This is a genomic window from Dyella psychrodurans (genome assembly GCF_003363265.1).
In the GTDB taxonomy this organism is placed as follows: Bacteria; Pseudomonadota; Gammaproteobacteria; order Xanthomonadales; family Rhodanobacteraceae; genus Dyella_B; species Dyella_B psychrodurans.
Map to the genome: position 1 here is coordinate 72901 of NZ_QRBF01000009.1, position 12792 is coordinate 85692.

A 12792-nucleotide genomic window follows, 5' to 3' on the forward strand; every position below is an offset into this window, starting at 1 on the left:
GGAGGCCAGCCGAGTGTAGCGCTGAAATTCGACGTTCCAAAATGCCGCGACCATAGCCCTCTCCCCGAAGGAGAGAGGAAGAAAAGAAAACCCCGTTAAAGCCCTCTCTCCACACGGGGAGGAAAAAGAAAAACCCCGCTTGCGCGGGGTTTTCTCGTAACACGTTGCGCGTGAGCGCAGGACTTAGAAGTCCATGCCGCCCATGCCACCCATGCCGCCGCCCGGGGCGCCATGGTTGTGCTCTTCCTTCTTCGGCAGCTCGGCCACCATCGCTTCGGTGGTGATGAGCAGGCCGGCGACGGACGAGGCGTACTGCAGCGCCGAACGCGTGACCTTGGTCGGGTCCAGGATGCCGAACTCGATCATGTCGCCGAACTCGCCGGTGGCGGCGTTGTAGCCGTAGTTGCCCTTGCCTTCCTTGACCTGGTTGACGATCACGGACGGCTCGGCGCCGGCGTTGAACACGATCTCGCGCAGCGGAGCTTCCAGCGCACGGCGGGTGATGACGATGCCATGGTTCTGGTCTTCGTTCTCGCCCTTCAGCTTTTCGATGGCCGCCAGCGTGCGGATCAGCGCAACGCCACCGCCGGGGACCACGCCTTCTTCAACGGCTGCGCGCGTGGCGTGCAGGGCGTCTTCGACGCGGGCCTTCTTTTCCTTCATTTCGACTTCGGTCGCAGCGCCGACCTTGATCACGGCAACACCGCCGGCCAGCTTGGCCACGCGTTCCTGCAGCTTCTCGCGGTCGTAGTCGGACGAGGTCTCTTCGATCTGCGCCTTGATCTGGCCGATGCGCGACTGGATCTTCGCGGCTTCGCCGGCACCGTCGATGATGGTGGTGTTTTCCTTGGTCACCACGATCTTCTTAGCGCGGCCCAGATCCTGGATGGTGGCCTTCTCAAGCTGCAGGCCGACTTCTTCGGAGATGACCTGGCCGTTGGTGAGGATGGCCATGTCTTCCAGCATCGCCTTGCGACGGTCGCCGAAGCCCGGCGCCTTCACGGCGGCAACCTTGACGATGCCGCGGATGGTGTTCACCACGAGGGTGGCCAGCGCTTCGCCTTCCACTTCCTCGGCGACGATCAGCAGCGGCTTGCCGGACTTTGCCACGCCTTCGAGGATCGGCAGCATTTCGCGGACGTTGGAGATCTTCTTGTCGTACAGCAGGATGAAGGGATCTTCCAGCTCGACCTGCTGGCTCTGCTGGTTGTTGATGAAGTACGGCGAGAGGTAGCCGCGGTCGAACTGCATGCCTTCGACGACGTCGAGTTCGTTCTCCAGACCCGAACCTTCTTCCACCGTGATCACGCCTTCCTTGCCGACCTTCTTCATCGCGGTGGCGATGATGTCGCCGACGGCGACGTCGGAGTTGGCGGAGATGGTGCCGACCTGGGCGATGGCCTTGTCGTCAGCGGTGGGCTTGGAGAGCTTCTTCAGCTCTTCGACGGCCGTAATCACGGCCTTGTCGATGCCGCGCTTCAGATCCATCGGGTTCATGCCGGCGGCAACGGCCTTCAGGCCTTCGCGCACGAGCGCCTGGGCCAGCACCGTGGCGGTGGTGGTGCCGTCACCGGCGTTGTCGGAGGTCTTGGAAGCGGCTTCCTTGACGATCTGGGCGCCCATGTTCTCGTAGGGATCGGCCAGTTCGATTTCCTTGGCGACGGACACGCCGTCCTTGGTGACGGTCGGAGCGCCGAAGCTCTTCTGGAGCACGACGTTGCGACCCTTCGGGCCGAGGGTGACCTTCACCGCGTTAGCGAGGGTGTTCACGCCTTTGAGGATGCGTGCGCGGGAGTCTTCGCCGAAGCGGACTTCTTTAGCTGCCATAATTTTTTGCCTCAAAAAATTTAAATTAAATACGGAAAATCTTGCGAGAAACTACGGAAGGAGCCGAAGGCGACGAGGTGCGATTTTGTTTTTCGCACGCGTCGCGTCGAATCAACCTTCGATAACAGCCACGATGTCGTCTTCCTTCAGGAAGACCAGCTCTTCGCCGTCGATCTTGATTTCCTGGCCGGCGTACTTGCCGAACAGCACCACTTCGCCGGCCTTGACCGACATCGGACGGACCTTGCCGTCTTCCAGGATGCGGCCTTCGCCAGCAGCGATGACCTTGCCGCGGGTCTGCTTTTCGGTGGCGCTATCGGGGATGACGATGCCGCCGGCGGAGACGCGCTCCTCTTCCAGGCGCTTGACGATGACGCGATCGTGCAGCGGACGCAGTTTGCTCATGGGAAAAACTCCAGCTATGGCTTGAGGTTAGGAAAATGGGCGACCCCGGGACCGGCCTTTGGAGGCTGTTAGCACTCGGGATACACGAGTGCCAATTTTAGCTTCCAAAAAAACCCCTGGTACAGGGGCCGGTCGGACTCTGTAAGGTTGAATAAGGGTGAGCCGGCGGCTTTCAAGGGTCTTCAACGAAACGGCGTAGTTTTGAAATTGGGAGCCGAGGCACACGACAAAGGTGCGTGCCGGCATGCATCCGCCGTCACGGTACGCGCCCTCGCAGCCACTTTCCTCCCGCATGGAGATGACACGGACGGCAAAAATGCCGACGATGCTCTGTTTCCACTCGACCATCGGGCAGCCAGGCAGTGAGCACGGACCGGACATTACGCGAGCAGATCGTCGCCTACGGCTTGAAGCTGACACCCTCGGGCCTGAGCCAGGGCACCTCGGGCAATCTGAGCATCCGCTCCGGCGACGGATTCCTGATCACGCCCAGCGGCATGCCGTATGGCGAGATCACGGTGGACGACATCGTCCCCGTGGCGATGGATGGCCGCTACGAACACCCGCGCCGCCCATCGAGCGAATGGCGATTCCATCGCGACATCTACGCCGCGCGCCCGGACGTACACGCCATCGTCCACGCGCATCCGCCCTACAGCACCGGTCTGGCGATGTGCCGGATGGATATTCCCGCCGCGCACTACATGATCGCCGTTGGCGGCGGCGATTCGATTCGCTGCTCGGATTACTACACTTACGGCACGCAGGAGCTTTCCGATGCGGTAGTGCGCGCACTGGAAGGACGCCTCGCCTGCTTGATGGCCAATCACGGCATGATCGCCGCCGGCGCCAACATGGAACAGGCGATGTGGCGCGCGATCGAAGTGGAAACGCTGGCCAGGCAATACACCATCGCTTTACAAGTGGGTAAACCGGTGATGCTGCGCGACGAGGAAGTCACGCAGGTGATCGAGAAATTCGGCAACTACGGATTGATGTCCAAGAAGTAGCCCAACGCCATGTCCGATCCCAAGACCGTCCTGCTCTGCTATTGCACCTGCCCCAATGCGGACAGCGCGCAGCACCTGGCGCATGCCTTGGTCAGCGAATCGCTGGCCGCATGCGTGAATCGTATCCCGGCGATTCATTCCACCTACCGATGGAAGGGCGAAGTCACCACGGATACCGAGGAACTGCTGCTCATCAAGACCACCGTGGAGCGCTTCGAGGCGCTCAAAGAGCGCGTACTCGCCCTGCATCCGTACGAGCTGCCCGAGCTGATTGCGGTTCCCGTGGCATGCGGCCACACCGCTTACCTGGACTGGGTCCGCACCGCCGGCGAGGGCTGAGGCGGCGCCAGCGCGACTGCCCATGCACCTCGGGAAAGTGGATATACGCAATCCCTCCATGGTGGCTATTTCGCCAGACCACCTCGAAGCCTATCTTTCCTCCAGCGAATCGACACTGCCCCGAGAGCACACATCATGATCGATCTGTATTTCGCCCCGACCCCGAACGGCCTCAAGGCCCGGCTGTTCATGGAAGAGGCCCAGTTGCCGCATCGCCTCATGCCGGTGGCGCTGGGCAAGGGCGAGCAGTTCAAGCCCGACTTCCTCGCCATTTCGCCGAACAACAAGATTCCGGCCATCGTCGACCACGAGCCGGCCGGCGGTGGTGAGCCGATCACTTTGTTCGAATCGGGCGCAATCATGCTCTACCTGGCGGAGAAGACCGGACGTCTGATTCCGCAGGACATCCACGGCCGCGCCGAAGTGCTGCAATGGCTGTTCTGGCAGATGGCGGGCCTGGGTCCGATGGCCGGGCAGATCGGTCATTTCAATGTCTATGCGCCGGAAAAAGTGCCCTACGCGATCGATCGCTATACGCGCGAAACCCATCGCCTCTATGGCGTGCTCGACCAGCGACTTGCCGATCGCACGTTCATCGCGGGCGATTTTTCGATCGCCGACATCGCTTGCTATCCGTGGATCGTGCCGCATGAGGCTCACGGCCAGAACCTGAACGACTTTCCGAATTTGAAGCGCTGGTTCGACACCATCGCAACCCGACCCGCCACGTTGCGCACTTATGACGGCGTCGAAAACGTCTATGCACCCAGGCAGCAGGCGATCTCCGAAGAGGAGCGTCGTGTGCTGTTCGGACAGGGCGCCAGACCATGAAACCTTTAACCCCCGAGGAACGAAAAGAGTGCTGACAGGTTCTGTCAGCGCGCGACCTTAGATTGATGCTACCGAACCCTGTCGAGTCCACCCTTATGAAAAAGTCCGACATCACCGCACTGCTGTTGCTGGGAGCCTTGTGGGGGGCGTCGTTCCTGTTCATGCGCATGGGCGCCAACCAGTTCGGAGGCATGGCGCTGGCCGGCGTGCGCGCCATCGGCGCCGCGATCTGCTCGCTCCCGTTGTTGCTGTCGCGCCAGCGCGTGGCGGAGATGCGCATCCATTGGCGCTCGATCAGCCTGATCGGCCTGGTGAACTCGGCGCTGCCGTTCGTGCTGTTCTCGTATGCGGCGGAAAGCCTGCCGGCGGGCTTGTCGGCCATCTTCGATGCCATTGCGCCGTTGCTGGTAGCCGCATCGGGCTGGGTGTGGCTCGGCGAAAAACTCGACGCGCCGCGCGCAGCAGGCCTGATGATCGGCTTGGCCGGCGTGGTGTGGCTGATCGGCGGAACCATGGGTTTCGGCCATGGCGGCGCCGCGGTGGGCTGGGCGATGGCCGCGTGTTTCGGCGCCAACATCTGCTACACCTTCGGCGCGCACTACAGCCATCGGCGTCTGCGCGAGGTGTCGCCGCTCAGCGTGGCGACCGGAAGCCAGCTGGCCGCGGCCGTGATGCTGCTGCCGTTCACGATCTGGCTGTGGCCGGCGAAGACGCCCACGATCCAGGCCTGGACGGCGATGTTCGGACTTGCCGCAGGCTGCACCTCGCTCGCCTATGTGCTGTTCTATCGGTTGCTCGCACGCATCGGTTCGACGCGGGCGACGTCCGTGCTGTACCTGATTCCGGTGTTCGGCGTGCTGTGGGGCGCGATGTTCCTGGGCGAAACCGTCACGGTCGCGATGGCGGGCGGCTGCGCGGTCATCCTGCTCGGCGTGGCGCTGACGACCGGCATGCTGCGTCCCCGCGCCGCCCCCACGGCTTCGCTGGAAACGGCGGAAGCTGAGCCATAATCCCCTTATCCCTCGCGCTCCGGCGCGACCCTGCATGCTGGAGTCGCAATGCGTTCGTCTTTCCAAGACCGCGTCGTCATCAATCTACTGATTTGGATCGCATTGCTGTTCGGCGCACAGGCGACTTTCGCGCAGGACACCAGCAACCTGCTGCCGGTCACCGAGGCTTACAAGCTCAGCGCCGACGCCAGCACGCCCGGCGTGGTGAAACTGCACTGGACGATCGCGCAGGATTACTACCTGTATCGCGGTCGCATGAACTTCAAAGGTGGCGACGGCGTCACGCTCGGCACGGCGCAGCTTCCCGACGGCGAGAAGCACGACGATCCGTATCTTGGTCCCGTCGAGACCTATCACCACAGCATCGACGCCACGATTCCCTACACGCTGGCACCCGGTACGACGCGGCTCACGTTGAGCGTGCGTTATCAGGGCTGCCACGAAACCGATCCGAAAATCTGCTATCCGCCGCATACGGAACAGCTGGATCTTCCCGTTGCCGCCACGGCAGGCACCGCCAACAAGCTGAGCGGCGCACTGGGTTCTGCGCCGCCGTCGCTGGGTGGAAACAGCAATGCACCGCTGCCCGCCGAGCAGGCATTCCACTTCGACGCCATCGCTCAGGATGCGCATCACCTGCTGCTGCGCTGGACGATGCCCAAGGGTTATTACCTGTACCGCGACCAGACCACGCTGTCGTTGCAGAACGCGCCGCAACTGTCGCTCGCACCGACGTGGCCCGCAGGCACCCTGCACCAGGATGCGCATTTCGGTAACACCACGGTCTACTTCGATGAAGTCGACCTGCCTGTGACCGTGAACGGCGACGTCTCGACGTTGAAGTCGCTTGCGCTCACGGCAAGCTTCCAGGGTTGCCAGGACGGCGGCCTTTGCTATCCGTTGATGACGCGCGAAGCAACCGTCGGCCTCGATGACGGCAGCGTGGCGACGGGCCAGGCCGTCGCGGGACCGGCACCGGAGATGCCCCCCGCAGGTGTCAAAAGCGAATCGTCCAGCGTGAGCTTCTGGTACGCGCTGCTGCTCGCGCTGGGCGGCGGATTGGTGCTGAACCTGATGCCGTGCGTCCTGCCTGTGTTGTCGATCAAGGCCGTCAGCCTGATCGAAAGCGGCGAGAGCCCGGCACGGCGGCGCTCGCATGCGCTGATGTACACCGCTGGCGTGCTGATCAGCTTTGTTAGTTTGGGCCTGGCGATCATCGCGTTGAAATCGGCATGGGGTACGCAGCTGCAAAACCCGCTCGTCGTTGCCGCGTTGTCGCTGGTGATGCTCGCCGTTGCGCTGTCGATGTCAGGTGTCGTGCAGTTCGGTGCGTCGCTGGGCAATACCGGCAGTTCGCTGGCCAATCGCTCCGGCGCCGCCGGCGATTTCTTTACGGGTGTGCTGGCGGTGGTCGTCGCGAGCCCATGCACGGCGCCCTTCATGGGCTCTGCGCTGGCCTATGCGTTCGTCGCGCCCACGTTGAGCGCGCTCGTCGTCTTTGTGGCGCTTGGTCTCGGCCTCGCGCTGCCTTTCCTCGCAGTGGGTTTCGTGCCGGCGTTGTCGCGGTGGCTGCCGCGTCCGGGACGCTGGATGGAAACGCTCAAGGAAGTATTGGCGTTCCCGATGTACCTGACGGCAGCGTGGCTGGCCTGGGTGCTGGCGCATCAACGTGGCGCCGATGCGGTAGGTCTGTTGATGGTCGCCGCGGTGATGTTGGCGATGACACTCTGGTGGCTCGAGCGCAGCCGCGGACGTGGCTGGCTCAGTCGCGCATGCGTCGCGCTGCTGGCGCTGCTCACGCTGGCGCCGATGTATTACCTCGCCACCCTGCCAGCGACAGCACAGGCCACCGAGCTTGCGGGCGGCATCGTCGCCTATTCGCCGGAAAAACTCGCCGACCTGCGCAAGCAAGGCGTTCCCGTGTTCGTGGACATGACCGCCGACTGGTGCGTGACCTGCAAAGCCAATGAGCACGCAGTGCTGGACGGCGAGACGTTCCAGGCGCTGCTCAAGCGCACCGGCGCTGTTTATATGAAGGGCGACTGGACCGACGTGAATCCCACGATCTCCACGTTCCTGCAGCAATACCACTCGCCGGGTGTGCCGCTTTATGTGGTGTTCCCGAAGGATGGGGGTCCCGGCAAGCAGTTGCCCACCGTGCTGACATCGTCGCTGGTGGAACAGGCACTCACCGAGGCGGCGAAGTGACACCCACTCCGGCATCTATACCCCTCCCCCTGCGAGCAGGGGGAGGCTGGGAGGGGGTCAAGCTCTCCCGCAAGATTGCTTTACCTCTCCCCACCCCTCCCCTGCTCGCAGGGGAGGGAGTGCGGAGCGACGCTGCATGTTGAGTCGCAGCAATCTGATCATCCTCGGCCTCGCTTTGCTGGCTGCCATCGCGGGCGGCTGGCTGCAGCACGAAAGTCGCCTGATCCATGTCCCCGAGGGCGTTCATGTCGCTAACGTCGGCGATCTGCGCCCGGATCTTGCCCTGACCGACACAGACGGGAAGGAACATCGCCTCTCTGACTATCACGGCCAACGCGTCCTGCTTAATTTCTGGGCAAGCTGGTGCGTGCCCTGCCTGAAGGAGATGGCGGACTTGAACGCGGCCCAGCACAAGTTCGGCGATCAGGGGGCGATCGTGCTGGGTATTGCGATGGATGACCCCGCCCGCGTGCACGCGTTTCTCTCCGCCCATCCCGTGGACTACCCGATCCTGCTCGGCAAGCTTGCCGAGCCCAGCACGTCCCTGCGCTTCGGGGACCAGGATGAAGTGCTGCCTTTCAGTGTGTTGCTGGACGCGAAGGGTCGAATACTCGCCACTCGCCGGGGTCCGCTGGACCCGAAGCTGCTGGCCGACTGGCTATCGCCTGCAACCGCGCCCTGATGCGGTTTTCGGTCAACATACGACGACGCACGGTTTAACGCCGACTTCTCCTTCAAACATCGCCGATCTGCGCCGAACTGGACAATATTCCCGGATACGATCACACTCCGCGAATTCCGAGGCGCCCGGGGGCAGCCTGGAGCCACCTATGGCAAAGCTTCTCGTCCTGCACGGACCCAACCTCAACCTGCTTGGCGCGCGCGAACCGGAGATCTACGGCCGGGAGACGCTGGCCGACATCAACAACGGCCTGGCGCAGCGCGCCCAGGCGGCGGGTCACGAGCTCGCCTGGTACCAGTCCAACGCCGAGCACGAGCTGATCGGGCGCATTCACCAGGCCCGCGACGAGCAGATCGCCTTCATCCTGATCAATCCTGGCGCCCTCACGCATACCAGCGTTGCCTTGCGCGATGCGCTGGCGGCCGTGGCGATCCCGTTTATCGAGGTGCACATGAGCAATGTGCACGCCCGCGAGCCTTTCCGTCATCACTCTTACCTGTCCGACCTGGCGGTGGGCGTCATTTGCGGCTTCGGCAGCGACAGCTACCGCCTGGCGCTGGACGCCGCGGTCGCCAAAGTTGAACCGAAGCCTGCCGGCTAGTTCGGATTTACCACTTTCTTTCACTTTCCGGCCGCCAAGCTGTGGCCCTCAGACCCTGAGAAGGCAAGCCCTATGGATCTGCGCAAGATCAAAAAACTGATCGACCTGCTCGAGGAGTCGAACCTCGCCGAACTGGAAATCAAGGAAGGCGAAGAAGTCGTACGCCTGTCCCGCGTGCCCAAGGGCGGCGTAACCGTCGCTGCCGCGCCCGCCCCCGTGCACATGCCGGCCCCCGTAGCTGCCGCTCCGGTCGCGGCGACCCCGGCTGCAGAACCCGCCGCCGCCGCCCTGCCGGCCGGCCACGTGGTCAAGGCGCCGATGGTCGGCACCTTCTACGCCTCGGCCAGCCCGGGCGCTGCCGCATTCGTGAAGGTGGGCCAGCAGGTGAAGGCCGGTGAGACGCTCGGCATCATCGAAGCCATGAAGATGTTCAACCAGATCGAGGCCGATGTCGCCGGCACCGTGCAGGCCATCCTGGTCGACAACGGCCAGCCGGTGGAATTCGACCAGCCGATGTTTGTGATCGCCTAAAAAAACGGCCTGACAACTATGCAGAAGCTCGAAAAGGTCGTTATCGCCAACCGTGGCGAAATCGCGTTGCGCATTTTGCGCGCGTGCCACAGCCTCGGTATCAAGACCGTCGCCGTGCACTCCACCGCGGACCGCAATCTCAAGCACGTAGGCCTTGCCGATGAAGCCATCTGCATCGGCCCTGCGCCATCGGTCGACAGCTACCTCAACATTCCGCGCATCATTGCTGCAGCAGAAATCACCGACGCCAATGCCATTCACCCCGGCTACGGCTTCCTTGCCGAACGTGCCGACTTCGCCGAACAGGTAGAGCAATCGGGCTTCATCTTCATCGGACCGACGGCGGATGTGATTCGCATGATGGGCGACAAGGTCGAAGCCATTCGCGCGATGAAATCCGCAGGCGTGCCGTGTGTGCCCGGTTCGGGCGGTCCGCTCGGCGACAACGTCGAAGAAAACATGCGCATTGCGCGCGAGATCGGCTATCCGGTCATCATCAAGGCCGCAGGCGGCGGCGGCGGTCGCGGCATGCGCGTGGTGCGCACCGAAGCGCATCTGGGCAACGCCGTCACCATGACCAAGCAGGAAGCCAAAGCGGCTTTCGGCAACGATCAGGTGTACATGGAAAAGTTCCTGGAGAATCCGCGCCACGTGGAAATTCAGGTATTGGCCGACGGTCAGGGCAACGCGATTCATCTCGGCGAACGCGACTGCTCGATGCAGCGCCGCCACCAGAAAGTCGTCGAAGAAGCACCTGCGCCGGGCATTACGCCGGAATTGCGCGCGCAGATCGGCAAGGTGTGCGTCGATGCATGTCTGCGCATCGGTTATCGCGGCGCGGGCACGTTCGAGTTCCTGTTCGAGAACGGCCACTTCTACTTCATCGAAATGAACACGCGCATCCAGGTGGAACATCCGGTGACCGAACTCATCACCGGCGTGGATCTGGTGCGCGAACAGCTGCGAATCGCCGCGGGCGAAAAGCTGTCGATCAAGCAGGAAGACATCAAGATCCATGGCCACGCGATCGAATGCCGCATCAACGCGGAAGATCCGGAAACCTTCATGCCCTCGCCGGGCACGGTGAAGCGTTTCGAAGCGCCGGGCGGTCCTGGCGTGCGCGTGGATACGCATCTGTACGACGGCTACAAGATTCCGCCGAACTACGATTCGATGATCGGCAAGCTGATCGTGCACGGTCCGGACCGCGAAACGGCCATCGCACGCATGCGTCTTGCGTTGGCCGAGACCGTGATCGAAGGCGTGAAGTGCAACCTTCCGCTGCAGCAGCGCATCATGAACGATGTAGGTTTCCAGCAAGGCGGACAGAACATCCACTATCTGGAAAAGCGCATGGCGGAACACAAGGAACATCCGCATAGCGGACACTGAGTCGCACTTATCGCTCTTACTTCCTCTCCCCTTCGGGGAGAGGATTGAGGTGAGGGGTCACTCTTGCGACCAACCCGCAATGAGGCTTGATCCTAGTGACCTCCATCGCAAGATCCGCCCCTCACCCTACCCTCTTCCCGGTGGAGAGAGGGAAAATCGCGTCATCACTCGCCCCCTCACGGACCGACGATGCCCTGGCTCGAACTCTCCCTGATCGCCCGCGCCGAACAGCAACCACGCGTGGAAGAAGCGCTGGATGATCTGGGCGCCTTGTCGATCACGTTGCAAGACGCCGATGCGGAAACGCCGGACGAACAAGCCATCTTCGAACCCGGCGTTGGCGAACTGCCGCTTTGGCCGACCATCACCTTGAACGCCTTGTTCGAGGCGAACACCGATCGCCGGGGCTTGACCGAAGCATTGAGCGAACTGCTGCCATGGCTCGAGCCGGACCAGGTGAGCTTCCGCGACGTCGCCGACGAAGATTGGGAACGCGCATGGATGGACCAGTTCAAGCCCATGCCCTTCGGACGCCGGCTGTGGATCTATCCGTGGAACATCGAACCGCCGCAAGACGACAGCGTCGTCGTGCGGCTGGACCCCGGCCTGGCCTTCGGCAGCGGCACGCATCCCACCACGGCACTTTGCCTGGAGTGGCTGGACGGCCAGGACCTCGCCGGCAAGCGCGTCATCGATTTCGGCTGCGGTTCGGGCATTCTCGCCATCGCTGCACTGAAGCTCGGTGCAGCCGCCGCGGTGGGCATCGACAACGATCCGCAGGCCCTAACGGCCTCGGCCGACAACGCCGAACGCAACGATGTCGCCGAACGATTGGCCCTTTATCTGCCCGAAGACTTCGCGGGCGAACCGGCCGATGTCTTCGTCGCCAATATCCTCGCCGGCCCGCTCGGCGAACTGGCGCCCATCTTTGCAGCCGCCACAAAGCCTGGGACACCCTTTGCCATCTCGGGCATCCTGCAAGGCCAGCAGGACGAGTTGCTCACGCGATATGCCGAATGGTTCGACGCACTGCGCGTCGACACGCGCGAAGATTGGGTGCGCATAAGCGGCCATCGCCGCACATGACGCGAACGATGCCGCACGCCCTGCTAAGCTTGCCCGATACCATTTGCAAACAGGCCCACGGCGCGCCGCATGTATACGCAATGCCCTGAATGCCTTTCCGTGTTTTCAGTGGATGCGCGCACGCTCGCGCAAGCGCATGGCTTCGTCATGTGCGGTCATTGCGGCGCAGGCTTCGATAGCATCAGCACGCTCGCCGATCAGCTTCCGCCGGAACCGTTCACCGAATTGTCCGCGCACGAACCGGGCATAGAACCGCCTCACGTCGAGCTGGTCGTTTATCGGCCGCAGCCTGAAAAAGGGCCTGAAACCGCTGCCGCGGAAACACAGTCGCCACAGGATGCTTTTGCCGATCTCATCGTGACGCCACGCTTTGCGCGCGCGCAACACACCACAAAAGCGCGACGCTGGCCGTGGATTCTTGCGTGCCTGATCCTGTTGCTCGGACTTTCCGCGCAACTCGCCTGGGCCTTGCGTGAAAGCTTGATTGCCGATCCGACTGTCGGATCGTTTTTGAGACAAACGTGCGCCGCGCTGAACTGCAGCCTGCCGCCAGTACGCGATGTTGCAAAGCTGCGCTTATTGGCACGTGACGTGCAGACGCATCCCACCGTTCCCGGCGCATTGCTGATCAGCGCCACCATACGCAACGACGCACCCTTCACGCAGCCTTGGCCGGTGGTAACCATTCGTCTGTCTGACGCCAATGGCAAAGCCTTGGCCATGCGCCGGCTCAACCCATACGAATACCTTGACGACACCGAACAATTGCGACAAGGGCTGGCTGCCGGCGCGAGCACCGCATTGATCTTTGAAGTGGAAGATCCGGGTCGGAAAGCCGTCGCCTTTGACCTTGGCTTTGAATAACGTGCG

13 protein-coding genes are annotated in these 12792 nt (G+C 62.7%); 11 read left to right on the forward strand and 2 right to left on the reverse strand.

Features of this window, described 5'->3' with window-relative positions; translation table 11 throughout:
• Window positions 1-183: 183 nt before the first annotated feature.
• Window positions 184-1827, reverse strand: a complete 1644-nt coding sequence (gene groL / locus DWU99_RS18965; protein ID WP_115479660.1) for a chaperonin GroEL — start codon at window positions 1825-1827, stop codon at window positions 184-186.
• Window positions 1828-1938: 111 nt separating this feature from the next.
• On the reverse strand, window positions 1939-2232 hold the full coding sequence (locus DWU99_RS18970) for a co-chaperone GroES (RefSeq protein WP_115479661.1): 294 nt from the start codon (window positions 2230-2232) through the stop codon (window positions 1939-1941).
• A 362-nt stretch (window positions 2233-2594) separates the two neighbouring features.
• Between DWU99_RS18970 and DWU99_RS18975 the strand changes: the two genes are divergently transcribed.
• From DWU99_RS18975 to DWU99_RS19025, 11 genes are all read left to right on the forward strand, one after another.
• Window positions 2595-3242 (forward strand): class II aldolase/adducin family protein, encoded by a 648-nt coding sequence (locus DWU99_RS18975; protein ID WP_115479662.1) that lies wholly within the window; start codon window positions 2595-2597, stop codon window positions 3240-3242.
• 9 nt (window positions 3243-3251) lie between these two features.
• Window positions 3252-3581 carry a divalent-cation tolerance protein CutA gene (gene cutA, locus DWU99_RS18980; RefSeq protein WP_115479663.1) on the forward strand — a complete coding sequence of 110 codons (330 nt, stop codon included), beginning with the start codon at window positions 3252-3254 and terminating at the stop codon, window positions 3579-3581.
• Between the two features lie 135 nt (window positions 3582-3716).
• A complete protein-coding gene (locus tag DWU99_RS18985; RefSeq protein WP_115479664.1) occupies window positions 3717-4412 on the forward strand; it encodes a glutathione binding-like protein in 696 nt (231 codons plus the stop codon).
• 95 nt (window positions 4413-4507) lie between these two features.
• The gene (locus DWU99_RS18990; protein ID WP_115479665.1) at window positions 4508-5422 is read left to right on the forward strand and encodes a DMT family transporter; all 915 of its coding nucleotides are present in this window, start codon (window positions 4508-4510) and stop codon (window positions 5420-5422) included.
• Between the two features lie 48 nt (window positions 5423-5470).
• Window positions 5471-7630, forward strand: coding sequence for a protein-disulfide reductase DsbD family protein (locus DWU99_RS18995; RefSeq protein ID WP_115479666.1), 2160 nt, complete (start codon window positions 5471-5473; stop codon window positions 7628-7630).
• Window positions 7631-7766: 136 nt separating this feature from the next.
• The gene (locus DWU99_RS19000) at window positions 7767-8312 is read left to right on the forward strand and encodes a peroxiredoxin family protein (protein WP_115479667.1); all 546 of its coding nucleotides are present in this window, start codon (window positions 7767-7769) and stop codon (window positions 8310-8312) included.
• 148 nt (window positions 8313-8460) lie between these two features.
• Window positions 8461-8913 (forward strand): type II 3-dehydroquinate dehydratase, encoded by a 453-nt coding sequence (aroQ, locus tag DWU99_RS19005; RefSeq protein WP_115479668.1) that lies wholly within the window; start codon window positions 8461-8463, stop codon window positions 8911-8913.
• A 72-nt stretch (window positions 8914-8985) separates the two neighbouring features.
• The gene (gene accB, locus DWU99_RS19010) at window positions 8986-9444 is read left to right on the forward strand and encodes an acetyl-CoA carboxylase biotin carboxyl carrier protein (RefSeq protein ID WP_115479669.1); all 459 of its coding nucleotides are present in this window, start codon (window positions 8986-8988) and stop codon (window positions 9442-9444) included.
• 18 nt (window positions 9445-9462) lie between these two features.
• Window positions 9463-10836, forward strand: coding sequence for an acetyl-CoA carboxylase biotin carboxylase subunit (gene accC, locus DWU99_RS19015; RefSeq protein WP_115479670.1), 1374 nt, complete (start codon window positions 9463-9465; stop codon window positions 10834-10836).
• A gap of 189 nt (window positions 10837-11025) precedes the next feature.
• Window positions 11026-11922, forward strand: coding sequence for a 50S ribosomal protein L11 methyltransferase (gene prmA, locus DWU99_RS19020; protein ID WP_115479671.1), 897 nt, complete (start codon window positions 11026-11028; stop codon window positions 11920-11922).
• A gap of 69 nt (window positions 11923-11991) precedes the next feature.
• Window positions 11992-12786 carry a zinc-ribbon and DUF3426 domain-containing protein gene (locus tag DWU99_RS19025; protein WP_115479672.1) on the forward strand — a complete coding sequence of 265 codons (795 nt, stop codon included), beginning with the start codon at window positions 11992-11994 and terminating at the stop codon, window positions 12784-12786.
• Window positions 12787-12792: the final 6 nt, after the last annotated feature.